This window comes from Rhodococcus sp. NPDC004095, from assembly GCF_053604015.1.
Genome location: NZ_JBSGGS010000001.1, coordinates 143,448 through 167,177, shown reverse-complemented (window position 1 = coordinate 167,177; position 23,730 = coordinate 143,448). Strand labels below are relative to the sequence as shown.

Below are 23,730 nucleotides of genomic sequence, written 5' to 3'. Positions count from 1 at the left end.
TGGAGGGCTCGACCCCTCGTTGCGGCCCTCGGTGCCTCGAACCTAGGTGTGGACGCGCTGATTTCACCAGCCGACACTTTCCTGCCCGTGAAAATGGGGGCATCGTTAGCAAGGTGCGGTGGGGTCGGTGGAATCGCCCCGGGCCTCGTCGAACCGGGTGAGCGGCCGGCCGTCGCGACCGAACTCGGTGCGCCGCACACCGTCTGGTGTGCTGCACAGCAGGGTCGCCGCCGCGGCGCGGCCGGGCGGCAGGATCCGGATCGTCACACTGCCGTCGACGGCGTCGGTGAGTTCCGCGGAGACGTGGTCGAAGAAGCGTCGCCGGGCATCCACCGGGGCGCCGTCCAACGCCCGGTCGTCGAGCAACGTCACCTCGACTCCCCGAGCCCGCGCTTCCCGGGCGGCGACGATCACGGCGGGGTCGGACAGCGCGGGGGCGCGCACGCTGTCACGCAGGTGCGCTTCGAGCAGACGGCACGCCGTACGCGCGTCCTCGTCCAAGGGTTCGCCCGCGGCGATTCGGGCGAGCAGCGGGCGGGCCTGCTCGTCGAGTCGGCGCAACTGGCGGTCGCGTTCATCGAGCACCGCGGAGTCGGCGGCTTCGGCGGCGGCCCGGCGGGTGGTCTGCATGCGCAGTTCGAAGATGTCCCGGGCCGAGGGACGGATGGTGTACGCGAAGAAGGTGGACATCAGCAGCGGCGCCAGATTGATGACCGACATCGCCAGACCGTGCGCGAAACCCTGCCCGGTCAGTGCCGCCCAGACCACACAGGTGGCGATCGTCGACAACATTCCCAGCCAGGCGAACCACGTCCGGCCCCGGACACTCATGAAGGCATAGATCGCGGTGACCGCACCCAGCGGCCACGTCTGCAGCGGACTCGTGACCGGAATCGGCAACACGCCGAGGACGAGAGCGATGGCGACCGGCCCGCTCGCCATCAGGGCAAGAGTCGGACCGAGCGGCATCGGATCGCCCGGAACACGGATCAGGGCCACCGCGCCGAGGCCGACCACGGCGACTGCGACGGCGATCGGCCAGAACGCGCTGACCCCGTCGAGTGAGACCACGGCCATCAGGACGGCGGTGGCCACGTAGAACGCGACGATGGCGTTCGCGGCCGGACTCGTCATCCCGATCAGGGACCGGACGTCGCGGGTGTCCCGGCGATCCGAACTGGTCACGATGCGCTCCACACCAGGTGGACGTGGGTGCCCGCGCCGGGCCGGGACACGACCCGGGCGGCCCCGCCGGGCAGCCTGCGCATCCGGCCGATGATGCTGACCGCGAGCCCGAGGCGATGCGCGGGAACGGCTTTCGGGTCGAATCCGGGTCCGGTATCGGCCACCTCGACCGCGAGGCGTTCGGGAGAGACGGTCACGATCACCGACCGGTCCGCGTCGGGACCGGCGTGCCGGATGCTGTTGCGCAGGGCCTCGGCGAGCGCGGCGGCGACGGCGCGGGCAGCCTCCGCCGGCATCGTCAGCGCGCCGGATCCGGGGATACGCCGGACGTCGAGTTCGACGCCGTCGTCCACATCGCCTGCCGCGGTGCGCAGGTGGGTGATGACCTCGGTGACGTCGAAGCGGTCGTCGGGTCCGGGACCGGCCCGCAGCGCGTCGAACCGGCGCAGCGTGAGATCGGACTGCTTGCTCAGGCTCGCGGTGGTGCCCTGCCGCGACGCCACGAGGAGTGTCGACATCACGCCGTCGTGGATCATCGCGTCGAAGCGCGCGCGTTCGACCGTGCGCGCGTGGCTGGCGGCGGCGGCCGCCGCCGCGGCGTGTGTGTCGGCCAGGGTCGAGTCGAGGATGCGGCCGGTCCGCAGCGCCATCACTGCGGCACCGACGAACAAGGTGCAGAACATGATCGAGAACGCGATGTCGGGGAGCAGTGGACTCGTCATGTGTGGGTCGCGGGCGATCGAATTGAAGACCTGGACGCCGATGCACGCGACGACCATGTGCCCGAACGCGAACGCCGGTGGCCACGCCACCACCGCCGCCAGGCTCGCGACGCCGGGAAACGCGGACAGCCACACACCCTGCCCGTCGGTCATGGAGGGACCGTTCCATGTCCACAGTCCGGTCGCGACGGCCACCAGGAAGACGGTGGCGGCGACCCCGCCTGCGATCCGCAGTGTGCGGGTGTCGGACGCCAGATACGAGAGGCCGAAGGCGAAACCGGACCCGAACACCGCGACCGCCGCCATCGGTGTCCACCAGGATTCGAGGCGGTCGGCCTGTCCGATGATCGACGGCAACAGGAGCAGCAGGTAGAAGAGGTACCCCGCGCTGGTGAACAACGCGAACGTGCGCAGGATCCGGTCGGTGGCGCCGGGTCCGGCGGCCACTGTGGTCATCCGTTGTCGTCGCGTTTGGGGATCGGCAACCAGCCGTCCTCCACAGCACGCTTGTACAGGTCGGTCTTGGTGCGGGCGGGACGCCCGGCCTCTGCGTACTTGGCGCGGATCCGGCCGAGGTAGTCGTTGACGGTGTGCGGGGCGAGCCCGGTCAGGCTGGCGACGCGGTTGGCCTTCTCGCCGGACGCGTACAGCGCCAGGACGTCTCGCTGACGCGGGCTCAGTCCGACATCCTGCAATCCGGGGTCGCCGTCGATCGCGGCGGCCCACTCGGTGGTCACCACCTGCTCGCCGTTCGCCGCCGCGGTGATCGCGGCGATGACGGTTGCGGTCGGCTCCGACTTGCGCAGCACCCCGAGCACGCCGGCCTTGGCGGCCAGGCGCACCAGGTACGGGTCCTCGGCACTCGTGAAGACGAGGGCCTCCAACCCCGCGGAGCGCAACTGCTCGACGTTCGACTTCGGCGAGGATCCGTCCGCGAGCCGCAGATCGAGGATCACGAGGTCCAATTGCTCACCGGCAGCGAGGAGTTCGGGAACAGTCGGTGCGGCGGCCGCGATGGTCAGGTTCGGTTGGTCGGACAGCATCGCCTCGAGCCCCATCACGACGGACTCGTGGTCCTCGACGACGCCGATGCGGCGCAGTCGGACCTCGGCGGTGACCGGCTCGGCGGTGTCCGAAGGGATCTCGGTCAATGTGCTCCTCGCTGTGTGGTGGCCGTGCACCAGCGCGGTGGCCTTCCCTGAACAACAGTGTCGGCGAGAACGGTAGCAGTCCTCACCGACAGGAATGGGGCGTTGACGTCGCGATTGCGGCGCGATAGCTCGACCATGCCGTACATGCGTTGCGGCGATCGGTGGGCAGGGAACCATACGTGCCTCGATCCGATGCCGGTATCCATCGAATGGAAGACAGAAATGGGTCGTCGAGTAACACAAACCTGCAGGTCTGCAATGCGCGAGGGCGTTCCGGCCGGATGGATGAAGGAACAACTTGGACGACTGCCCAAATTCATTCGGACGGATGACCTGAAATCCCCACGGCGTGATTCGCTGGCGTGGTAAACACTTCGCATCGCGAACCCGGCGTCGGCCAGACGGCCGTTCCTGGGCGCCAGCCACCACCGTCGCGACCCCACGCACGAGCACGGATACGCACGAAGCCGAGCCCACGAACACCTGGGCGCACGTAACTGATCCGAACATCGACTTCCAGGCCCCCGACGGGGGTCCGACGAAAGCTGAGCACACATGAACAAGCAGACCAAGGGCGCCATCGCAGCAGGCGCGGCGGCGCTCCTCCTCGCCGGCGGCGCCGGGACCATGGCAGCGTGGAACTCCTCGCAGACCGTGGGCGGCGGCGCGGTGAACTCCGGTACCTTGTCGCTTTCCCAGGGAACGCCGGCCGGGTGGACCGATGCCTCCGGCGCGATCGACATCGCGACCTTCAAGGCCGTTCCGGGTGACGTCGTCACCTACAACGCCAACTTCTTGGTCGGAGCCAAGGGCAAGAACCTGCAGGCGACGCTCAAGGCGGACGCCAGCACCATCACCGGCGACGCGGACCTCAAGGCGGCGCTCAGCCCCACCGTCACCGCGACCGTCGATGGTGTCGAACTGCCGAGCGACGGCACCGGCGCGCAGATCACCGAGGCGCAGGACGGCAAGACCGTCGCCGTCCAGGTGAAGTTCACCTTCGACGCGGCCACCGCAGGGACCACTGCGCAGGGCAAGGCCGTCAACCTGTCGAACTTCAACGTCAACCTGACGCAGAACTAGCCACCCGACTGCTCGCCGCCCTCGCGGCGAGCTTCCTGGACGCGCCGGCCGGCCGAACCGAGCCCCCGATCCGGTTCGTACGGCCGGCGCCCCACGAACATCCTTGGAGCCCAACGGCTCACACCCCGGCGCTCCACGCGCAGCTGCACGACCACGCACGAAAGGTCACCGCATGTCCCGTCATGAGGTTCCCAATTCTTCGTCAGGGTTCGGCGCCCGGACGCGCACATTCCTGTCCGGAGGAAGGCCGCGGGCCATCGCCTCGCTCGGGATCGTGCTCGGCCTCGGTGCGATCGGCACCCTCGCCGCGTGGAGCGACTCGGCCTCCGCCACCTCCGGCGTGTTCTCCATCGGCTCGATCGACCTGCAGCTCAACGGGAATCAGGGAAATTCCACGGCGTACGCGTTCACGACCTTGAGCAAGTCGGGCATGATGCCGGGGTCGTCGGTGGCCGCGGCCCTGCCGGTCCAGAACACCGGCACGACACCGTTCAACTACACGATGTCGGCGAACTCGACCACGTCGGTGGCCGCGCCGTACCTGAAAGTGATCGTGTCGACCGGTACGTCCAACGGCACGGCCTGCAGCGGTGGGGCCGTGATCGCGAACAACGTTCCCCTGGTCTCCGGTGGTGTGGCCAACCTGATCCCGACGGCGCGGCCGCTGGCCAACGGCGGCAGCGAGACCCTGTGCTTCCAGGTGACCCTCGACTCGGCCGCGCCGACGACGGTGCAGAACCAGACCGTGAACACCTCCTTCAACTTCAACGCGACGAACGCCTGAGCGCGCCATGGCAATTCACGACGCTCCGCTCGCATCGGGCCGCTCGCGCGGTCGCGAGATCGCTCTCAACGTGGGCGCGATCGCCGGCCTGATCTGCGTTCTGGCCGCTGCCGCCTCCTTCTTCTTCGGCATCAAGCCACTGGTCTTCCGCTCCGGATCGATGTCCCCGGACATCCCGACCGGTGCCCTCGCCCTGGCGAGAACCACGCCGGCCGCGGACCTCGCCGTCGGTGACGTGGTCAGCGTCGAGAACGCGCAGGGCACCCGCATCACCCACCGCATCCACGACATCGTCTCCGGCGACAGCACCGGTGCGGTGCTGATCCTCAAGGGCGACGCGAACAGGGACGCCGACATCTCGCCGTACCCGGTGACCGAGGCCGACCGCGTGTTCTTCAGCGTGCCCGGACTCGGTTACGCCGTGTCATGGCTGTCGTCGCCCGCCGCGATCTTCCTCGGTGGCGCCTTCGTCGGCGGCCTCATGGTGCTCGCCTTCGGGCCGGCCTCGAAGAGCAAGGACAACGAGTCGGACTCGGGTGAAGGCGGCACTCCCGTAGCTCACGAGTCGATCGAGAATCAGGTCACACACGCGCACAGCGGTTTCGACGCCCATCCAACGCAGTTCGTGACGCAGCCTCGGCAGACGTTGCAGATCCGCAGGCTGATGCCCGCCCGCTCCCTCATTGCGCTCGGCGCGGTCGGGGTCACGGCGCTCGGCTTCACCGCGGTCGGGACCACCGCCGCGTTCACGGACTCAGCGATGGCAACGAGTTCGTTCTCGGCGGCAGCGAACTTCTATCCGACGCCGCTGGTTTCGAACGTGACCTGCTCGACCTCGGGCACCGTCGGCTTGCGAAAGGCCACGGTGTCGTGGACGGCGCCCACGGGCACACCCCCTCTCGGCGGGGCATGGAACTACCGGGTGATCGTTCGGCGCGACAACAACGCTTCCGAAGTCATCGACACGTACAACCAGACCAGCACCACGGTGTCGGGGTACAGAGCGGGGACCACGGCGAGGGGCTACATCGTCGAGGTCCACACCGTCAACGGACCGAACGTGTCGACGGGGTGGAACGGCCAGGGGCTCTGGTCCGGAGCCGTGCTCGACACCTACTGCTCGGGCGGGGCTTCGGGGCAGCCGAACCCTGCGGGCGAGAACTCGGTGTCCGGCCAGGGAACCGAGACGCAGTCGATGCGCATGGCGTTGGGCGCGAGCCCGTCCCCCGAGGCGGTCGCTCCGAGCGAGACGAGTGCCGCGCCCACGACGACCGACGTGGCTGCGTCCACAACGACCGTCTCGGCTGCGCCGTTGACCACGACGGCAACACCGACCGCGCAGGCCTCCACCACGACGACCGAGTCGACCACAACCGCCACCCCGGCGCCGACCACGACGACTGAGTCGACGACGACGACGACCACCTCTGCGCCGAGCACGACGACTGGGGAAGAGTCTGTCGAGGAGGCAGCGACCGCGCCGTCGGCCGGCGACCTGGCAATCGCGAACACCTCGACGTCTGGCGCCTACACCGCAACCGTGAGCGGAACGACCGCGACGATCACCGACAAGGCGGGTTCGCGGGTGTTCACCACCACCGTCGGAAAGAAGGCGATGGTGCAGTGGGAGGCGTCTTCGGATCGGCTGTGGATCATCGACGGCGACACGCTGTCGGTCGTGGACGCCGCTTCGGGTACCGAGACCAGCGTCGACCCGACCTCCGGCGAAGTGCCGGCGGAGGTCGCGGTCCTGGTCGCGAAGTAGAGGTCCCGCCATGTCGTATTCCTCTGCCCTGCAAGGGGTCCTACGAAAGCTGACCAGCAGATGAACGCGAAGACGAAGGGTGCTGTCGCGGCGGCCGCCGCGACGGTTCTGCTCGCGGGCGGCGCCGGCACCATGGCCGCGTACAACGCGGGTGGTGGCGGCGTCGGCGGCTCTGTCGGTGCCGGCAGTCTGGCACTGACCCAGAGCGGGACCCCGGCCTGGACCGACCAGAACGGCGCCATCGACATCACCACATACCGGGCGGTGCCGGGGGACACGGTCACCTACACCGCTGCCTTCACGGTGACGGCCAAGGGCACCAACCTGATTGCGAACCTCGGCGCCGACAGTGGCACCATCACCGGTGACCCTGCCCTCAAGTCCGCGATGGCGACAGCGGTCACCGCCTCCGCCAACGGGGTGTCGCTGCCGTCGAACTCCGGCGGCGCGGTGATCACCCCCGCGCAGAACGGCAAGACCGTCAACGTCAAGGTGGTGTTCACGTTCGACCCGGCGACCGCCGGGTACGTGGCGCAGACCGCCCGGCTGGATCTGTCCAACTTCAACATCACCCTGAAGCAGGTGTAGTCGCCATGTCGAACAAGACTCGCTGGCTCGCCGTCGGTGGCGCAGCCGTTGCCGGTGTGGCGTTGCTGTCGGTGCAGCAGACCGGAGCGTTGTGGACGCAGAGCCAGACCGTGAACGGTGGCACCATCCACTCCGGTGTCCTCGACCTGTCGGTCGGCGGGAGCGGGATCGGTTCGTTCCCGTTCACCGCACTCGCCGGATCGAGCATGCTGCCCGGCGGCTACGCGCAGGCGCCGGTGACCGTCTACAACTCCGGCAACGTGCTGATGAAGTACCGGCTGCAGAACGGCATCCAGTCCGACAGCGCGGTGCCGCTGGACCTGACGGTGTCGGCGGTCGCCGGTGAAGCGGCCTGCCCGGCGACCGGCAACCCGACGGGTGCGACCGCGCTGTACACCGGCCCGCTGATCGGCGCGTCGTTCGCAGAGCGGACCGTGCAGCCCGGGGCCACCGAGGTGCTGTGCCTGCGCGGCACCGTCGGCGCCAACGCCCCGCAGGGCGCGAGCACCACCGCCACGTTCACATTCTCGGCGCAGTCGCGGTGAGAGACGCGGTGCACGGCTGATGAGTGACACGCCCTCGGGCAACGGCCGGGATCCGGGCGTGTGGAGCTGGGTGAAGAGCATCGTGTCCTGGCTGGTCCTGCTGCTGTTGCTCGTGATCCTGGCCCTGACCATCGTCATTCCCCGGCTGACGGGGTCGACGCCCTACACCGTGCTCACCGGCTCGATGCGTCCCACCCACCCGCCCGGCACGTTGATCGTCGTGAAACCACAGGACCCCACCACGCTCGGGGTGGGGGATGCGATCACCTTCCAGAAGGAATCCGGCAACCCCGAGGTGGTCACACACCGCATTGTCATGACACGACTGAATTCGCTGGGGGAGCGCACCTTCGTCACCCAGGGGGATGCCAACCCGTCTCCGGACGCCAATCCCGTAGTGATGGAACAGGTGCGGGGCAAGGTCTGGTACAGCGTCCCCTACCTCGGCTACGTCAACAACGTCATCACCGGCAAGCAGCGCGCGTTGCTGGTGACCGTGGTCGTGTCGGGACTGTTCCTGTACGCGGCCGCGATGTTCGTCGGTGCGTTCCGCGACCGTTCCCGCAAGGGCGACGACGGCGCTGCCGGCGCCGCCGCGAGCCCGGTGGCCGAGCCGATCGCTCCGCCCGCCCTCGGGATCGCCGCGGACGCTCGACCCGCGTCGCACGACGCGGACACCATCGTGATGCCCCGCATCGAGGGTCGTCACCGCGCCCCCTGACCGGTTCCCTTCCCGATGCGTTCCGCGCACGTGAGCACCCCTGTGCAATGAAAACCGCTGTGCACACACCTGTTGAAGTGTGCACACGGGGATTCGGCGTGGAGAACCCGTGTGAGTGCTGTGAGGAGTTTGTGCACAAGGGGATTGGCGTGCGGTGAGTGCAGGGCGCGGGGTCTCGGATGCCGACCCCTGGACGCGAGAACCGCCGCAAGGGTGCACACATCTGTTGAAGTGTGCACAAGAGGATTCAGCGCCGAAGACCCGTGTGCGTGCTTCAACGGGAGTGTGCACATGAGTTTTGGTGGGGCGCGACCGCGCGCGTCCCCGGCGCCTTGCGCGCATCACGAAGGCCCCCAGCCGAAACAATCGGCTGGGGGCCTTCGTGTCAGGGCTGCTGTTCGCGGATCAGCCGCCGAGGAGGTCGCTCAGCGAGCCGGTGTCCATCGAGCCGGCCGACCCGCTGCCGCCGGGCTCGGTGACCACGCTCGACACCGTCACGGTGTGGGGCGCGGAGACGGACGACTTGTAGGCGTCGCTGCCGAGATAGGTGGCGATGATGGCGTGGTCACCGTCGACGTTGAACGAGCGGTTGATCTTCGCGACCCCGTTCACGAGGGTCACCGGCGTACCCAGGTTGACACCGTTGTCCGTGAACTGGACGGCACCGGTGGCGGAGTTGGGTGCGACCGCCGCGATCAGCTGGATGTTCGTGCCGTTGTTGGCGGCGTTGCCGCCGGAGATGGTGATGCTGGTGTCCTGCGCCGCGGGGGCCGACACCGCGATGGTATGGGCAGCCGAGGTGGAGGTGGCGAAGCCGGAGTCACCGGAGTAGACGGCGGTGATGTCGTGCGTGCCGGTGGCGGTGAAGGTGTGGTCGTAGGTGGCGACCCCCGCGGTGATCGCGACGGGACCGCCGATGTCCGTCGCGCCGTCCTTGAACTGCACGGTGCCCGTCGCGTCCGCCGGGTCGACGGTGGCGGTCAGCTGGACCGAGGTGCCGACGATCGTGGTCGACACGGCGGTGAGGGTCGTGGTGGTGGCGACGGCCTCGGGGTCGAGTTCGAAGTCGAGCGCGAAGTCGGGGTCCACGGTCCCGCCCTGGGTCTCGTTGCCTGCGTCGGCGGGCATGCCGACCACGAGCAGCACCTTCGCCGACTCGCCGGGGTTCAGGTGGATGCTGTTCAGCTCGGTGCCGGGCACGGCGACGTCGTTGACCAGGTCGACCGTCTGGCCCGACGCGTCGTTGATCTCGGCACGCACGTACGCCTGCATGTTCTCGGACTTCGTCCAGGCACCGAGGTACACCTGCAGGCGCCCGCTCTGGGTTCCGTTGTTCTTCGCGTGGAACGTGGAGGTGGCCTCCGCGCCGGGGATCAGCTCGCCGGACAGGGCGGGGATCTGGGTCATGTCGCCCCAGGTGGTGCCGTCCGCGGAGTAGTTGAGGTAGTTCGGGTCCGCCTGCGCGGACGCGGGCATCAGCACAGCAGCGAACGCCGCCAGGAACAGAGCGGCGACCATGCTGCCGACGGCAGTGGCACGCCGCCTGACGCTGCCCTGCGTGTTGATGGTGGAAGTCATTGCGGCAGCGTAGAGGCAGTCAGTGGATCGAGCGTCCAGATTGGCCGAAATTTCCCGGCCGTAGCGATGGCTTTCCGGCAGGGCACGTCGTTCGTTCGACGATGTGTTCGGCGAGTCGCCGACGACCCGCCGGGATACCGCCGTGCCGGTCCGGATCCGCGTGTCGGTCCCGGTCCCGAAGGGCGGGACGATTCGGAGGGCGCGAGGCGTCCGATATGCGGCATCTGTGTGATTGGTGGCGGGTGTGGCTCCGGAGTAGGGTGTTCGAGGATTTGCACGCGCTACCGTTGGGTGCGCCCGGGAAGAGGAGGTGAGGCTTGCAGTGAAGAGCCAACCTCCGAGTACCTGCCGAAGTCGTCGCTGAACCGTAGCGGTTCGACCCTTCGCGCAGCGGCGATTTCGCGATAACCACACCGCCCGTCCGTCACGGGCCGTCCGTGTATCCGCCTTACGCGAAAGCCGTCCACCATGCGTGACAAGCGACCCTTCCGCCCGCTGCTGCCGAGCCGCGCCGCCGACCCCACCCGCGACGAGATCGTGCCCGAGCACACGATGGCGCCGCATCACACGCCACCCCCGCCGCGGATCGTCTCGGCACCGGTGGAATCCAGCGTCGTCAACAGCGCCGTCTATCGCGACGGCTGCCGGATCGAGACGCCGTCCAACCTGTCCGAGGCGTTGCGCAGCCTGCCCGACGCCTCGTCGATGGCGTGGATCGGGCTGTACCGGCCGTCGGAGGAGCAACTGCTCGCCGCGGCCGCGCAGTTCGGGCTGCACGAACTCGCCGTCGAGGACGCGATCGTGGCGCACCAGCGCCCCAAGCTCGAACGCTACGGCGACACCCTGTTCGTGGTGCTGCGTGCTGCCCGCTACGTCGACGAGACCGAACGGGTCGACTTCGGTGAGCTGCACGTGTTCTGCGGTCCGACGTTCGTGCTCACCGTCCGGCACAGCGAATCGCCGGACCTGTCCGCGGTCCGCGCCCGCATGGAGAACGACCCCGACCTGCTGCGACTCGGTCCGGAGGCGGTGCTGTACGCGATCCTGGACGCCGTCGTCGACGGCTACGCGCCCGTCGTGGCCGGCCTGCAGAACGACATCGACGAGATCGAGACCGAGGTGTTCAGCGGCGACCCGAAGGTGTCGCGGCGCATCTACGAACTCACCCGTGAGGTCATCGAGTTCCAGCGCGCCACCAAGCCGCTGCTCGGCATGCTGTCGGGGCTGTCCGCCGGCTTCGAGAAGTACAAGACCGACGAGGAGTTGCAGCGCTACCTGCGTGACGTGACCGACCACGCGACCACCGTCGTCGAGCGAGCGGACGGGTTCCGGCAGCTGCTGGGAAACATCCTCACCGTCAACGCGACGTTGGTGTCGCAGACGCAGAACGAGGAGATGTCGGCGCTGACGCAGGCCAGCTACGCGCAGAACGAGGAGATCAAGAAGGTGTCGGCGTGGGCGGCGATCCTGTTCGCGCCCACCCTGATCGGCACCGTGTACGGCATGAATTTCGACAACATGCCCGAACTGCACTGGGCGGGTGGCTACCCGTTCGCCATCGGCATGATGGCCCTGATCTGCGTCGGGCTGTACACGATCTTCAAACGTCGCGGCTGGCTGTAGCGGCTTCGCCGCCTGTGAGCGAACTTCACCCCCATCAGGGTGAAATTCACTCACGGGCGCGGAGCCGTCCTCACCCCTGCGTCTGGTTCTTGCCGGTGATCTTCTTCCACTGGGTGCTGACCAGGTACTTGACCAGCAATCCGTAGTTCTTGAGCTTCTCCATGGGTGTCCCCCTATGTCGATGGATGGCAAAGCGCCGGCGGAAACTTGACCACAGATCACCGCCGCTCGGCAAGGGGCTGCGCATAGGCTGAACGGGTCTGGCATCACCGAAGAGTGAGGAAGACCTATGAGCGATCACGTGTACTCCGTCACCGAGGTCGTCGGGTCGTCGCCGAAGGGCATCGACGACGCCATCGCACAGGCGGTCGCCCGTGCGAACGAAACGGTCCGCAATCTCGAGTGGTTCGAGGTGGTCGACACCCGCGGGCACATCGTCGACGGGAAGGTCGCGCACGTGCAGGTGACCATGAAGCTCGGCTTCCGGCTCGAGTAGGGCTCGTCCCCTCGCGAATCGGTGCCGGCTGGGTCAGGATGGGGGACGTGGACCTGCCCCTGAGCCCGCCGCTGCAGCCGATGCTCGCCAAGTCCGCCGGTGCGGTGCCGCCGCAACCTGCCGGTCAGGATCCGGTGTGGTCGTACGAACCCAAATGGGACGGCTTCCGGGCCATCGTGTTCCGCGACGGTGACGACGTGGTGCTGGGCTCCCGCAGCGGCAAGGACCTCGGGCGGTACTTCCCGGAGATGCTCGCCGCGATCCGTGCGGAACTTCCCGAGCGCTGCGTCCTCGACGGGGAACTGGTGGTTCCACGGGAAACCGACGGTCGTACCCGCCTCGACTGGGAGGCGCTCTCCGAACGCATCCATCCCGCCGCGAGCCGGGTGGCGCTGCTGGCCGAGCAGACGCCGTCGCAGCTGATCGGATTCGACCTGCTCGCCCTCGGCGACGACGACCTCACCACCCGTCCGTTCGCGGACCGCCGGGCCGCGCTGCTCGGCGCAGTGGGCGGTGGACCCTCGTGCCACGTCACCACCGCCACCACCGACCCGGACGTGGCCACCGAGTGGTTCCACACCTTCGAGGGCGCAGGCCTCGACGGCGTGGTCGCGAAAGAGCTGGCCGGACACTACGCCCCGAACAAGCGGGAGATGATCAAGGTCAAGCACGCGCGGACCGCGGATGCCGTCGTCATCGGTTACCGGCCGCACAAGAGCCAACCGGGGATCGGATCGATGTTGCTCGGCCTCTACGACGGCGACGATCTGCGGATGATCGGCGGGGCGTCCGCGTTCACCGCGGCCCGGCGGGTCGAACTGCAGGAGATCCTCGACCCGCTGCGGGTGGGCGAGGACGTCGTCCACGACGGTGAGGCCAGCCGGTGGTCGGCGGGCAAGGACCGGCAGTGGGTGCCGCTGAACCCGGAACTCGTCGTCGAGGTCGCCTACGACCAGATGGAGGGCGACCGGCTGCGGCACGCCGCGCGGTTCCTGCGCTGGCGTCCGGACCGGGAGCCGCGCAGTTGCACCTACGAACAATTGGAGGTCCCGGTGCGCTACGACCTCGCCGACGTGCTGGCAGGAGAAAGGTGATGGCGGCAGTCGATGGAGTGAAGCGACCGTCGCAGGGGCGTGGGAAGGCCCCGGCACTGGAGCTGGACGTCGACGGCATCGCGGTGCGGTTGTCGAGCCCCGACAAGGTGATGTTCCCGCAGCTCGGCGCCGACGGCGGCACGAAACGGCACCTCGCCGAGTACTACCGTGCGGTCGCGCTGTTCGACGGGGGCGGCATCATGACGGCGTTGACCCAGCGGCCGACGCACCTGCAGCGCTTCCCGGACGGCATCGAGGGGGAGGAGGTGTACCAGAAGCGGATTCCCGCCAAGCGGCCCGAGCACATCGGCACGTGCACGGTCACCAACCCCAACGGCCGGACCGCCGACGCGCTGCTCGTGCGGCACCCCGCCGACGTCGTGTGGGCGGCGCAGATGGGCAACGTGACCTTCCACCCGTGGCCGGTGCGGTGCGCCGACACCGACCGGCCGGACGAGCTGCGCATCGACCTCGATCCGCAGCCCGGCACCGGGTTCGCGGAGGCGCGGGCGGTCGCGCTCGACCTGCTCGCCCCGTTGCTCGACGAGCTCGGTCTCGTCGGCTATCCGAAGACGTCGGGCGGCCGCGGCGTGCACGTGTACGTGCGGATCGAACCGCGCTGGGACTTCATCGACGTCCGGCACGCCGCCATCGCGCTGGCCCGGGAGATCGAGCGCCGTGACCCGAACCGCGTCACCACCGCGTGGTGGAAGGAGGAGCGCGGCGCGCGAATCTTCGTGGATTTCAACCAGACCGCGCGCGACAAGACCGTCGCGTCCGCGTACTCGGTGCGCAAGACCCCGCGGGCCACGGTGTCGACGCCGGTCACCTGGGCCGAGCTCGCCGACGTCGAACCGGACGACTTCACCATCGCGACGGTGCCCGATCTGCTCGCCCGTCGGGGCGACCCGTCGTCCGGTATCGACGCCGTCGCGCACTCCCTCGACGGGCTCCTGGACATGGCCGAGCGGGACACCGCGAACGGGCTCGGTGACCTGCCCTACCCGCCGCAGTACCCGAAAATGCCCGGGGAGCCGAAACGGGTGCAGCCCAGCCGGGATCGTGACCGGAAGTAGGCGCGTTCGCCACGCTTTCGGGGCCCGTCGACAGTAGGCTCGCGAACGAGTGGGGCGCAGGGCGGTCCACCCCGAGTCCTGGGAGGTTGCGATGACTGAAAGTCCGACCGTCGGCACCAACGAGGCCATCCTGCGCATTGCGAAGGACGTGTGGTGGGTGCTTCTCGTCCGTGGTGTCGTCGCGATCGCGTTCGGCATCGTGGCCCTTGTCTGGCCGCACGCCACCGTCAAGGTGCTGATCGTCGTGGTCGGCATCTTCTGGATCGTCGACGGCATCGTGTCCGCGATCCGTGCGATCCAGGCCCGCAAGGTCGTGCTGAGCTGGGTGTGGTGGCTGGCGGGTGCGCTGGTCTCGGTGGTCGCCGGTGTCGTCCTGTTCGTGTGGCCGGACCTGACTGCGCTGGCGTTCGCCTACCTGATGGGCTTCTGGGCCATCCTCGTCGGCGTCCTCGAGATCATCGGGGCGTTCCAGGTGATGGCCAACGGCGGACAGTGGCTCGGATCCATGGTTGCGGGCGTGATCGCGCTGCTGTTCGGCCTGTTCCTGGTGATCTGGCCGGGCTCCGGCATCACCGGGCTGATGTGGCTGGTCGGGATCTTCGCGATCGTCTTCGGTGTGCTGTTCATCGTCGGCGCGTTCCAGGTGCGCTCTGCGGCCAAACGCGCCGGCGTCGTCTGATGAGCGAACGGGTGGCACGCGTGCATTCGCTCGAGGACGCCGGTCGGGCTCCGACGCAGATGTACGTCGACCCCCGGTTCCTGCCGTTGGCCGACGCCTTCTTCGCGCTCTACCGCAGCCCGCAGCACGGTGGTGGCGCACTGTCCGCGTACCTCGACGGCGACCTCGTTCTCGACGTCTGGGCCGGGTGGGCCGATCGGGACCGCCGGTGGAATCGGGACACGGTCGCGCTGTCCTTCTCCACCGGCAAGGGTGTCGCGAGCACGGTGGCGCACCGGCTCGCCGAGCGGGGTCTGCTCGACTACGACGAGCCGGTCGCCACCTATTGGCCGGAGTTCGGTGCCGCGGGCAAGGACCGGATCACGGTGCGGGACATGCTCACCCACCGCGCCGGACTGCACAAGGTCAGGGGCCTGGTGCAGGGAAGGCGGACGCTGCTCGACTACGACGCGGTGGTCGCCGCGCTCGCCGCCGAGGCGCCCGATCCGCGTCGCTTCGACGGTCCCGGCTATCACGCCGTCACCTTCGGGTGGCTGGTCGCCGAGACCGTCGCGCGCGTGACCGGCCGCGACTTCGTCGACGTGGTGCGCGACGAGATCGCGAGACCGCTCGGAGTCGACGAGTTCTGGTACCGGGTGCCGCAGGATCAGCGGCACCGGATCGCGAAACTGTTCCCGCACATCAACCCCGGCGGCATGCCGTGGGAACTGACGTCGTCGGTGCTGTCGCGGGTGGCGCCGCTGAGCGGGCTCGCCGAGGCCGCGATGCCCGACGGGTTCGACCAGCTGGTCCGTGACCCGGCGGTGCACGATGCGGTGATGCCGGGCTGGAACGGGGTTTTCACGGCCCGCGCCCTGGCGAAGATGTACGGCGCGATCGCGAACAACGGGATGATCGACGGCCGCCGGTTCCTGCAGACGGACACGCTGGAGCGGATGGGAGCCGTGCAGACCCGCCGGCGGGACTACGTGCTGCGCGCCCCGATCCACTGGAGGCTCGGCTACCACCCCGTCTTCCTCGCGAAGCGCGCGCAGCCGAAGCATGCGTTCGGGCACTACGGGGTCGGCGGTTCCGGCGCCTACGCGGATCCCGAGACCGGCCTCTCGCTCGGTTACGTCACGAACCGCATGGGCAACGCCGTCACCGCGCTCGGCGACCTGCGGCTCGCCCGCCTCGGTGCCGTCGCTCAGGGCCTGGTGGCCCGCCCCTGACCCAGGCTCCCCCCCGGGGCGGTGCCCGGTCGGCCGGTGACCGGGCCGCCCTCCACCCTCCCGAGCAACGTCTCGGAGGGTTCGAAACGGCCGATGTGCCGGTGCGTCGCTTCCCCGCGGATTGTAGCTGCGGTGATGCTGAACACACCGGAGGGCGACAGGATGGACGCGGGGCTGCCGAAGGGGGCGGCGGTCCGGCACCGGAAGCCGAGCGGGACACATCTGATGACACCGGACACACGCACGCCGGAGCGGCGCCGGAACCGACACGCCCCGCGTTGACCGCCCGGGAGGTGGAAGTCCTGGTCGAGTGACTCCGGTCGGACTCGAAATCGGTCGCGTCCGAAGCGCTCTACATCTCTGTCCGGACGCTCGACACCCATCTGGCGAGGATCCGGAACGAGTACTCGAAGGTCGGCCGGTCCGCATCGACGAAGGCTGCCCCGTTCGCCAGGGCGCTGCAGGACGGGTTCATCCAACTGCACGAGTGGTGACTGCGGCGTCGGGCAACGGAAACGCGATTGGCGAAATTCCGGCGAATCGTGTGTTAATTGTTGCGCTCGACCATGGGGGTGTCGGGCTGCACTTGGTTGGTCGACGTGATGGGGACGGAATGGGTACGCGCTCGAACGGACGGAACGTCGCTGGGGCTCGCTGGTCGCGGCGGATCGCGGTGGCACTCGCGGGTGCGACGGCGCTCGGTGCTGCGGTGGTCACGCCGGCGCAGGCGGCGCCGCTGTTCCCGGGCGGCCCGGAGGTCCCCACGTTCGAGCTGCCGCAGCTCCCGGGTGTCGCGCTGCCCCAGATTCCCGGTCTGCCCGTGCCCGCACAGGCCGTGCCGTCGATCGGTCCGGCGAACTTTTCCGCGCCCCGCCTGAATCCGTCCGAGGGCGAGGTCGTCGGGGTCGCGCAGCCGATCATCATCTCGTTCAACGAGGCGATCGGGGACCGGGCCGTCGCCGAGCGCGCCATCCGGATCAGCACCACTCCGAAGGTGGAGGACGGTCACTTCTACTGGACCAGCGACCGTCAGGTGCGTTGGCGGCCGAGTCAGTTCTGGCCCGCGCACACCGAGGTCGTCGTCGAGGCCGGCGGATCCCGCTCCGCGTTCCGGATCGGGGACGCGCTGGTGACGACCGCCGACGACGCCACCAAGCAGATCACCGTCACCCGGAACGGCGAGGTGGTCAAGACGATGCCGACGTCACTGGGCAAGCCGGGCCACGAGACACCGAACGGCACCTACATCGTGGGTGAGAAGCACCGTGACATGTACATGGACTCGTCCACGTACGGCGTGCCGATCGACTCGCCGGAGGGCTACCGCACGTACGTCGAGTACGCCACTCGCATCTCCTACAGCGGCATCTTCGTGCATGCCGCGCCGTGGTCGGTGAACCAGCAGGGCTACAGCAACGTCAGCCACGGATGCCTGAACGTGAGCACCGAGGACGGCAAGTGGTTCTTCGAGAACGCGGGCAAGGGTGACCCGGTGATCGTGGTGAACACCGCCGGCGGCACCCTCGACGGCCGCGACGGCCTCGGCGACTGGAACCTCTGAGGCGGCTTCGCGCGCGCCTATATCGTGCCGGTGAGACGCGCGACCGTCTCGTCGATGGCTTCGAGGGCCTCGGTCCGTGAGTACCCCTCGTGGGCGAATGCCTCCCAGCCGGTGAGCAGGCACCACCACAGCATGCGCCGGATCCACCGGACCTTGAGGGTCGCGGTGAAGGTGCCCTCGGCGATCCCGCGCTCGAGCAGATCGAGCAGTGGTTCGTCGGTGCGGTCGAGGCGCACCCAGAACGCCTCGTTGGAGAACACCTGGACGTCGCCGTAGACCAGTGAGAGCGTCGGCCCGATCTCGAAGCACTCGTGGCTCATTCGGCGGATCGCCTCGTCGGCCGGTCCCTCGGTGGGGCGCGCCCGGACCAGGGCGGCGTCCAGCTTGTCGAGAGCGTGTCCGCCGAGCGCGGCGACGAGGTCGCCCCGCTCGGGGTAGTACCGGTGCAGGGTGCTGCGTCCCACATCGGCGGCGGTGGCGACCTCGCTCAGCGGTGCTCCCGCGTTCTTGCTCAGCACCTCGACCGCAGCGTCGAGGATGGCTCGGCGTGTGCGGGCTTTGGTGCCCGATTCGGTGGCTTCCTCGGTCGTCATGGGTTCACGTTAACAGTGTGAAATTCCGAAAGGGAACATTCGTTGACAAGAATGGGACATGCATGTACCAATACGGGCATGGCTGACTCACCCGCGCAGGCCTCCTGGCCGAACGTCCGTCTGCTCTGGTCCTTCATTCGACCGCACCGCCGAGTGCTCTACCTCGGCCTCGCGGTGGGTCTGACCTTCACGGCTGCGGGCCTCGCGCTCCCGATGGTGGTCAAGGTCATCCTCGACGCCCTCGGGACCGGCGACTCCATCCGCAATCCGGTGATCGTGCTGACGGTGCTGCTCATCTGCTCCGGCACCCTCGGTTTCGTCTACCACAACGTGATGGGGGCCCTTGCCGCCCAGGTCGTGTTCGACGCGCGTGAGTCGATGGTGCGCAACTACTTTCGGGCCACCATCGCGAGCGTGACGCGACGCCCGTCGGGAGAGCTGGTCACCCGGGTCACCTCGGACACGGTGTTGCTGCGGGATTCGGTGTCCTCGGCGCTGGTCGAACTCGTCACCAGTGCCGTCTCGATCGTCGGAACCCTCGTTCTCATGGCGATCCTCGACCCGGTGCTGCTCGGCACGATGCTCGGTGCGCTGGTCCTGGTCGGGATCGCTGCCGCGGGACTCATGCCGATGATCGGCAAGTCGCAGCGCCTCGCGCAGGAATCGGTCGGTCGGATGGGCGGAGGACTCGAGGGGGCGTTACGCGCGATCCGCACGGTCAAGGCGTCCCGCGCGGAGTCCCGCGAGGCCGAGCGGATCATCGTCGATGCCCGCGACTCCCAGCGACACAGCGTCAGGGCGGCCCGAGCCGCGGCGGTGGTGTGGATGGTCGTGAGCGGCGGAATGCAGCTCGCCATCGCCGGGGTCCTCGCGTTCGGCGCGTGGCGTGTGAGCGTCGGGGCGCTGGCGGTCTCGAGCCTGATCGCCTTCCTGCTCTACGCATTCACGGCCATTCCGCCGGTGTCTCAGCTCGCGACGAACTTCGCGATGATCCAGTCCGGCATCGTCGCGGCCTCCCGGATCCGGGAGGTGCAAGAGATGGAGATCGAGGAGCCCCGGTCCCCGCGTGAGGTGGTCGAGCTCCGACCGGTCGCGATTCCCGATGTCCCGGTGCTCGAACTGGTCGACGTGTCCGCTCGATACGCGCCGGGTGCCGCGCCGTCCCTTCAGGAGGTCAGTGCGGCGATCCCTGCCCGCGGGCACACCGCGATTGTCGGGCCGTCGGGTGCGGGCAAGACGACGCTGTTCTCCGTGCTGCTGCGCTTTCTGCAGCCCGAGCAGGGGGAGGTCCTGCTCGACGGAGTCCCGTACTCCCAGCTGCAGTTCGAGCAGGTCAGGTCCCGGTTGGCCTACGTCGAGCAGGAGACGCCGATCGTGCCGGGGACCGTGCGGTCCAACGTGCAGTTCACCTACCCGGAGGCCACCGAGGACGAGGTCTGGGCGGCGCTGCGCGCCGTGCACCTCGAAGAGACGGTGCGCGCGATGGAACACGGCCTCGACACCGACCTGACCGCCACCAGCATCTCGGGCGGCCAGCGGCAGCGGATCGCGGTGGCGCGGGCCATCGTTCGGCGTCCGGAGGTGCTGCTGCTCGACGAGGCCACCGCGCAGATCGACGGCCGAACGGAGGCCGCGATCCAGGACGTCATCGCCGAACTCGCCCGCACCGGCGCGGTGGTGACCATCGCGCACCGGCTGTCCACGGTCATCGACGCGGACACCATCCTGGTCATGGAGCAGGGCCGGATCCGGGCGCGGGGCACCCATGCCGAGCTGATGGCGTCCGACGAGCTCTACCGCGAGCTCGTCGCCGCGCTGCGGATCGCCCCCGACGCCGCGCTGGCCGGCTGAGGACACCGCCGTCGGACGCGCTGCGCGGGCGCTGTCGCGACGGTAGTCTCGGGCGATGGCAGGCGTCGCACCCAACCAGCCGTTACCCGCGGACGAGCGTCGCAGGGCAGGAAAATCCCTGCGGACGACCGTGCCACGCACCTCGCACGCGCAGTGGGAGCCTGCTGCGAGTCGGCCCGACCCCGTCGTGGTCCTCGAACAGCAGAACGCACTGCGGGTTCCCGAACTCGTTCCGCTGCGCTACGAGCGGATGCTGGTCTCCCCGTTCACCTTTCTGCGCGGGACTGCGGCGATCATGGCGTGGGACCTCGCGCACGGGCCACGCACCGATCTGATGGTCGAGGCGTGTGGTGATGCGCACCTGGCGAATTTCGGACTGTTCGCCGCGCCCGACCGCCGACTCGTGTTCGATGTCAACGACTTCGACGAGGTTCATCGCGCTCCGTTCGAGTGGGACCTCAAGCGGCTGGCCGCCTCGCTCGTGGTCGCGGCGATCGACAACGGCTTCACCGCCGACGACGCCCGCTCCGCCGCGCTGTCCGCGGTCGCCAGCTACTGCGAGCTGATGCGGCGCGCGGCGGGGATGACCGCCCTCGACATCTGGTACGCGCGCATCGAGGTGGAGGCGGTCATCGACCAGGTCCGGGGCGAGTTCAAGAAGGCCCAGGTCGGGGTCGCCGAGGCGGCACTCGCCAAGGCCGAGCGCCGCACCCAGTTGGGTGCGCTGAAGAAGTTCGCGTATCAGACCGAGCTCGGGCTGCGGATCAAGGAGGACCCGCCGCTGATCGTCCGGCTGCCCTACGAACGTCACGTCGAGGCGACGCGCATGCTGACCGACGCCTACGCCGACTACCTTTCGACGCTCGCGCCCGACCGTCGCCAGCTCGTCACGCGGTACCGCTTCCAGGACATCGCGCGCAAGGTCGTCGGTGTCGGCTCCGTGGGCACGATGTCCATGATGGCGCTGTTCGTCGGCGACACCATGGGCGATCCGCTCTTCCTGCAGCTCAAGGAGGCGCAGCGGTCCGTGCTTGCGCCGTACGTGCAGGGGTACGACTACGTCGACCAGGGCCAGCGGGTGGTGGAGGGACAGCGCCTGATGCAAAGTGCTTCCGACCCGTTCCTTGGCTGGTTCACCGGCAGCGGGCCGTTGGGGCGGAACTTCTACGTGCGTCAGTTGCGGGACAAGAAGGGCGGATTCGACATCGCCACGATGCGGCCCGCGGGGATGCGGGTCTACGCCCGGCTGTGTGCGGTCGCGTTGGTCAAGGCGCACGCGCGCACCGGTGACCCGGTCGCCATCGCCGGCTATCTGGGATCGGGGACGCCCTTCGAGGAGGCGATCGTCGAGTACGCCGTCGGCTACGAGAAGCAGAACCGCGCCGACTACGAGCGGGTGAAGGCGTCCCGCTCGTAGCCGGCGCGGGACGTCACCAGATCTTCACGCGCCGGTCCGGCTCCAGGTACAGCGCGTCGCCCGGGTTGACGTCGAACGCCTCGTGGAACGTGTCCAGGTTGCGGACGACGCCGTTGCAGCGGAACTCCGGCGGCGAGTGCGGGTCCACGGCGAGGCGACGGATGGCCTCCTCGTCGCGGGCCTTGGTGCGCCACACCTGTGCCCACCCGAAGAACACCCGCTGCAGTCCGGACAGTCCGTCGAGCTCCGGGGCCTCGCTGCCGTCGAGCGCGATCTTGTACGCCTCCAACGCGATCGACAGCCCGCCGAGGTCGCCGATGTTCTCGCCGATCGTGAACTCGCCGTTGACGGTGTGTCCGGGCAGCGCCTTCGGCTCGAAGGCGTTGTACTGCTCGATCAACGCCTTGGTGCGCTTGCCGAACTCGGTGCGGTCGTCGTCGGTCCACCAGTCGATCATGTTGCCGTCGCCGTCGTACTTGGCGCCCTGGTCGTCGAACCCGTGTCCGATCTCGTGCCCGATCACCGCACCGATGCCGCCGTAGTTGGCGGCGTCGTCGGCCTCGGCGTCGAAGAACGGCGGCTGCAGAATCGCTGCGGGGAAGACGATCTCGTTCATCCCCGGGTTGTAGTAGGCGTTGACGGTCTGCGGCGTCATGAACCACTCGTCGCGGTCCACCGGACCGCCGAGCTTGGCGAGGTCCCGGTCGTGTTCGTGCGCGTACCCGCGCCGGAAGTTCCCGACCAGGTCGGTGCCGTCGATCTCCAGCGTCGAGTAGTCCCGCCACTTGTCGGGGTAGCCGATCTTCGGGGTGAACTTCTCCAGCTTGGCCAGGGCCGCGGCGCGGGTGTCCGGGCCCATCCATTCGAGCTCGGAGATGTTGCGGCGGTACGCCTCCTGCAGGTTCGCGACCAGTTCCTGCATCCGCGCCTTCGCAGCCGGCGGGAAGTGCCTGTCGACGTACAGCTTGCCGACCGACTCCCCGAGCAGATCCTGTACGAGGGAGACGCCACGCTTCCAGCGTTCCCGGTTCTCCTCGGTGCCGGACAGGGTCTTGCCGTAGAACGCGAAGTCTTCCGCGACCAGTGCCTCGGTCAGATACGGTGCGCGGGAGTGGATCACCTTCCAGGCCGCCCAGGTCTTCCAGTCGTCGAGGGAACGTCCGGTCCACAGCTCGGTCAGCGACGTCAGGAAGCTCGGCTGACGGATCACCAGTTCCGCGAACGTCTCCGTGGTGCCGCCGAGCGCGGAAACCCATGCGTTCCAGTCGAACCCGGGGTTCTGTTCGCTCAGGTCGGCGAGGGTGACGAGGTTGTAGCTCAGCTCGGCGTCACGCCGCTTGACGACGTCCCAGTGGCCTGCGGCGATGGCCGTCTCCAGGTCGAGGATGCGTCGGGCGGCGCCTGCCGGGTCGGGGCGGCCGGCCAGGGCGAGCATGGCCTCGACGTGCCGCACGTAGGCGTCGCGGATCTCGGCGTACGAGTCCTCGCGGTAGTACGACTCGTCGGGCAGGCCGATCCCGGACTGGGTCAGGTGGACGAGGTACCGCGCCGAGTTCTTGGCGTCGGTGTCGACGTAGTTGCCGATCGCCCCGCCGACCCCGGTGCGCTGCAGGCGACCCAGCAGGCCCGCCAGCGCGGACAGGTCCGAGACTGCGTCGACGGCCGCGAGTTCGTCGGCGATCGGGTCCAGCCCGGCCCGCTCGACGGCCTCGGCGTCCATGAACGACCGGTACAGGTCACCGATGCGCTGGGTGTCGGTGCCGTTCTCGCCGCCACCGTCGGCGGCCTCGTCGATGATCGCCCGCACATCGATCTCGGCCTGGTCGTAGAGGGTGCGGAAGGCGCCGTCGACGGCTCGGTCCGCGGGTATCTCGTAGTTGTCCAGCCACTGGCCGTTGACGTGGACGAACAGGTCGTCCTGGGCGCGGGTGCCCGTGTCGAGGTGGGTGAGGTCGATTCCGGAGCGCGTCATGCTCTCCATCATGGCCGCTCCGCGGCTCGTGCGTG

21 protein-coding genes are annotated in these 23,730 nt (G+C 68.7%); 15 read left to right on the top strand and 6 right to left on the bottom strand.

All coding sequences use genetic code 11. The annotated features are described in order from the left end of the window. Positions 1-105 precede the first annotated feature (105 nt). Genes ACWEPG_RS00725 through ACWEPG_RS00715 form a run of 3 tightly spaced genes read right to left on the bottom strand, consistent with a single transcriptional unit; the run spans position 106 to position 3,049 of the window. On the bottom strand, positions 106-1,185 hold the full coding sequence (locus ACWEPG_RS00725) for a hypothetical protein (RefSeq protein ID WP_452593622.1): 1,080 nt from the start codon (positions 1,183-1,185) through the stop codon (positions 106-108). Further along, a complete protein-coding gene (locus tag ACWEPG_RS00720; RefSeq protein WP_452593621.1) occupies positions 1,182-2,363 on the bottom strand; it encodes a sensor histidine kinase in 1,182 nt (393 codons plus the stop codon). The genes ACWEPG_RS00725 and ACWEPG_RS00720 overlap by 4 nt, the downstream gene beginning before the upstream one ends. Next, positions 2,360-3,049, bottom strand: a complete 690-nt coding sequence (locus tag ACWEPG_RS00715) for a response regulator transcription factor (protein WP_450112051.1) — start codon at positions 3,047-3,049, stop codon at positions 2,360-2,362. Before ACWEPG_RS00715 ends, ACWEPG_RS00720 begins: the two co-directional genes overlap by 4 nt. 564 nt (positions 3,050-3,613) lie before the next feature. Between ACWEPG_RS00715 and ACWEPG_RS00710 the strand changes: the two genes are divergently transcribed. The 6 genes from ACWEPG_RS00710 to ACWEPG_RS00685 all read left to right on the top strand — a co-directional run bounded on the left by ACWEPG_RS00710 (position 3,614) and on the right by ACWEPG_RS00685 (position 8,544). Then, a complete protein-coding gene (locus ACWEPG_RS00710; protein ID WP_450111917.1) occupies positions 3,614-4,141 on the top strand; it encodes an alternate-type signal peptide domain-containing protein in 528 nt (175 codons plus the stop codon). A 172-nt stretch (positions 4,142-4,313) separates the two neighbouring features. Next, complete coding sequence (locus ACWEPG_RS00705; protein ID WP_452593620.1) at positions 4,314-4,925, top strand: SipW-dependent-type signal peptide-containing protein; 612 nt, start codon at positions 4,314-4,316, stop codon at positions 4,923-4,925. A 7-nt stretch (positions 4,926-4,932) separates the two neighbouring features. After that, positions 4,933-6,690 (top strand): hypothetical protein, encoded by a 1,758-nt coding sequence (locus ACWEPG_RS00700; RefSeq protein ID WP_450111919.1) that lies wholly within the window; start codon positions 4,933-4,935, stop codon positions 6,688-6,690. 60 nt (positions 6,691-6,750) lie between these two features. Then, on the top strand, positions 6,751-7,278 hold the full coding sequence (locus ACWEPG_RS00695; RefSeq protein WP_450111920.1) for an alternate-type signal peptide domain-containing protein: 528 nt from the start codon (positions 6,751-6,753) through the stop codon (positions 7,276-7,278). A 5-nt stretch (positions 7,279-7,283) separates the two neighbouring features. Further along, entirely contained in the window at positions 7,284-7,823 is a 540-nt protein-coding gene (locus tag ACWEPG_RS00690; RefSeq protein WP_450111921.1) for a hypothetical protein, read from the top strand. A 19-nt stretch (positions 7,824-7,842) separates the two neighbouring features. Further along, positions 7,843-8,544: a signal peptidase I gene (locus ACWEPG_RS00685; protein WP_450111922.1), complete on the top strand. Its 702-nt coding sequence runs from the start codon at positions 7,843-7,845 to the stop codon at positions 8,542-8,544. Between the two features lie 405 nt (positions 8,545-8,949). On the opposite strand, the gene ACWEPG_RS00680 is transcribed toward ACWEPG_RS00685, so the two are convergent. After that, positions 8,950-10,122: an Ig-like domain-containing protein gene (locus tag ACWEPG_RS00680; RefSeq protein ID WP_450111923.1), complete on the bottom strand. Its 1,173-nt coding sequence runs from the start codon at positions 10,120-10,122 to the stop codon at positions 8,950-8,952. Between the two features lie 552 nt (positions 10,123-10,674). On the opposite strand from ACWEPG_RS00680, the gene ACWEPG_RS00675 reads away from it, so the two are divergent. From ACWEPG_RS00675 to ACWEPG_RS00645, 7 genes are all read left to right on the top strand, one after another. Continuing rightward, positions 10,675-11,745: a magnesium and cobalt transport protein CorA gene (locus ACWEPG_RS00675; RefSeq protein WP_450112052.1), complete on the top strand. Its 1,071-nt coding sequence runs from the start codon at positions 10,675-10,677 to the stop codon at positions 11,743-11,745. Positions 11,746-12,034: 289 nt separating this feature from the next. Beyond that, positions 12,035-12,241: a dodecin gene (locus tag ACWEPG_RS00670; protein ID WP_450111924.1), complete on the top strand. Its 207-nt coding sequence runs from the start codon at positions 12,035-12,037 to the stop codon at positions 12,239-12,241. A 47-nt stretch (positions 12,242-12,288) separates the two neighbouring features. Continuing rightward, positions 12,289-13,335, top strand: a complete 1,047-nt coding sequence (locus ACWEPG_RS00665; RefSeq protein WP_450111925.1) for an ATP-dependent DNA ligase — start codon at positions 12,289-12,291, stop codon at positions 13,333-13,335. Next, entirely contained in the window at positions 13,335-14,411 is a 1,077-nt protein-coding gene (gene ligD, locus ACWEPG_RS00660) for a non-homologous end-joining DNA ligase (RefSeq protein ID WP_450111926.1), read from the top strand. The genes ACWEPG_RS00665 and ligD overlap by 1 nt, the downstream gene beginning before the upstream one ends. Before the next feature lie 91 nt (positions 14,412-14,502). Continuing rightward, positions 14,503-15,090, top strand: coding sequence for an HdeD family acid-resistance protein (locus tag ACWEPG_RS00655; RefSeq protein WP_450111927.1), 588 nt, complete (start codon positions 14,503-14,505; stop codon positions 15,088-15,090). After that, positions 15,090-16,301 (top strand): serine hydrolase domain-containing protein, encoded by a 1,212-nt coding sequence (locus ACWEPG_RS00650; RefSeq protein ID WP_450111928.1) that lies wholly within the window; start codon positions 15,090-15,092, stop codon positions 16,299-16,301. Before ACWEPG_RS00655 ends, ACWEPG_RS00650 begins: the two co-directional genes overlap by 1 nt. Before the next feature lie 613 nt (positions 16,302-16,914). Continuing rightward, on the top strand, positions 16,915-17,862 hold the full coding sequence (locus tag ACWEPG_RS00645) for a L,D-transpeptidase (protein WP_450111929.1): 948 nt from the start codon (positions 16,915-16,917) through the stop codon (positions 17,860-17,862). A gap of 17 nt (positions 17,863-17,879) precedes the next feature. Here the strand turns inward: ACWEPG_RS00645 and ACWEPG_RS00640 are convergent, their stop codons facing one another. Continuing rightward, positions 17,880-18,455 (bottom strand): TetR/AcrR family transcriptional regulator, encoded by a 576-nt coding sequence (locus ACWEPG_RS00640; protein ID WP_450111930.1) that lies wholly within the window; start codon positions 18,453-18,455, stop codon positions 17,880-17,882. A gap of 78 nt (positions 18,456-18,533) precedes the next feature. Here ACWEPG_RS00640 and ACWEPG_RS00635 point away from each other — a divergent pair, with 78 nt between their 5' ends. Together ACWEPG_RS00635 and ACWEPG_RS00630 are read left to right on the top strand one after the other, a co-directional pair. Next, positions 18,534-20,306: an ABC transporter ATP-binding protein gene (locus tag ACWEPG_RS00635; protein WP_450111931.1), complete on the top strand. Its 1,773-nt coding sequence runs from the start codon at positions 18,534-18,536 to the stop codon at positions 20,304-20,306. A 55-nt stretch (positions 20,307-20,361) separates the two neighbouring features. Further along, complete coding sequence (locus ACWEPG_RS00630; protein WP_450111932.1) at positions 20,362-21,723, top strand: DUF2252 domain-containing protein; 1,362 nt, start codon at positions 20,362-20,364, stop codon at positions 21,721-21,723. A gap of 13 nt (positions 21,724-21,736) precedes the next feature. Here ACWEPG_RS00630 and ACWEPG_RS00625 read toward each other — a convergent pair whose 3' ends face one another. Next, on the bottom strand, positions 21,737-23,704 hold the full coding sequence (locus ACWEPG_RS00625) for a M13 family metallopeptidase (protein ID WP_452593860.1): 1,968 nt from the start codon (positions 23,702-23,704) through the stop codon (positions 21,737-21,739). Positions 23,705-23,730: the final 26 nt, after the last annotated feature.

Bases quoted from the DNA above. Each gene is read 5' to 3' on its own strand.
- ACWEPG_RS00720 (WP_452593621.1), bottom strand. From the start codon at position 2,363: ATGACCACAGTGGCCGCCGGACCCGGCGCCACCGACCGGATCCTGCGC.
- ACWEPG_RS00710 (WP_450111917.1), top strand. From the start codon at position 3,614: ATGAACAAGCAGACCAAGGGCGCCATCGCAGCAGGCGCGGCGGCGCTC.
- ACWEPG_RS00705 (WP_452593620.1), top strand. From the start codon at position 4,314: ATGTCCCGTCATGAGGTTCCCAATTCTTCGTCAGGGTTCGGCGCCCGG.
- ACWEPG_RS00700 (WP_450111919.1), top strand. From the start codon at position 4,933: ATGGCAATTCACGACGCTCCGCTCGCATCGGGCCGCTCGCGCGGTCGC.
- ACWEPG_RS00695 (WP_450111920.1), top strand. From the start codon at position 6,751: ATGAACGCGAAGACGAAGGGTGCTGTCGCGGCGGCCGCCGCGACGGTT.
- ACWEPG_RS00690 (WP_450111921.1), top strand. From the start codon at position 7,284: ATGTCGAACAAGACTCGCTGGCTCGCCGTCGGTGGCGCAGCCGTTGCC.
- ACWEPG_RS00685 (WP_450111922.1), top strand. From the start codon at position 7,843: ATGAGTGACACGCCCTCGGGCAACGGCCGGGATCCGGGCGTGTGGAGC.
- ACWEPG_RS00680 (WP_450111923.1), bottom strand. From the start codon at position 10,122: ATGACTTCCACCATCAACACGCAGGGCAGCGTCAGGCGGCGTGCCACT.
- ACWEPG_RS00675 (WP_450112052.1), top strand. From the start codon at position 10,675: ATGGCGCCGCATCACACGCCACCCCCGCCGCGGATCGTCTCGGCACCG.
- ACWEPG_RS00670 (WP_450111924.1), top strand. From the start codon at position 12,035: ATGAGCGATCACGTGTACTCCGTCACCGAGGTCGTCGGGTCGTCGCCG.
- ligD (WP_450111926.1), top strand. From the start codon at position 13,335: ATGGCGGCAGTCGATGGAGTGAAGCGACCGTCGCAGGGGCGTGGGAAG.
- ACWEPG_RS00655 (WP_450111927.1), top strand. From the start codon at position 14,503: ATGACTGAAAGTCCGACCGTCGGCACCAACGAGGCCATCCTGCGCATT.
- ACWEPG_RS00650 (WP_450111928.1), top strand. From the start codon at position 15,090: ATGAGCGAACGGGTGGCACGCGTGCATTCGCTCGAGGACGCCGGTCGG.
- ACWEPG_RS00645 (WP_450111929.1), top strand. From the start codon at position 16,915: ATGGGTACGCGCTCGAACGGACGGAACGTCGCTGGGGCTCGCTGGTCG.
- ACWEPG_RS00640 (WP_450111930.1), bottom strand. From the start codon at position 18,455: ATGACGACCGAGGAAGCCACCGAATCGGGCACCAAAGCCCGCACACGC.
- ACWEPG_RS00635 (WP_450111931.1), top strand. From the start codon at position 18,534: ATGGCTGACTCACCCGCGCAGGCCTCCTGGCCGAACGTCCGTCTGCTC.
- ACWEPG_RS00630 (WP_450111932.1), top strand. From the start codon at position 20,362: ATGGCAGGCGTCGCACCCAACCAGCCGTTACCCGCGGACGAGCGTCGC.
- ACWEPG_RS00625 (WP_452593860.1), bottom strand. From the start codon at position 23,704: ATGGAGAGCATGACGCGCTCCGGAATCGACCTCACCCACCTCGACACG.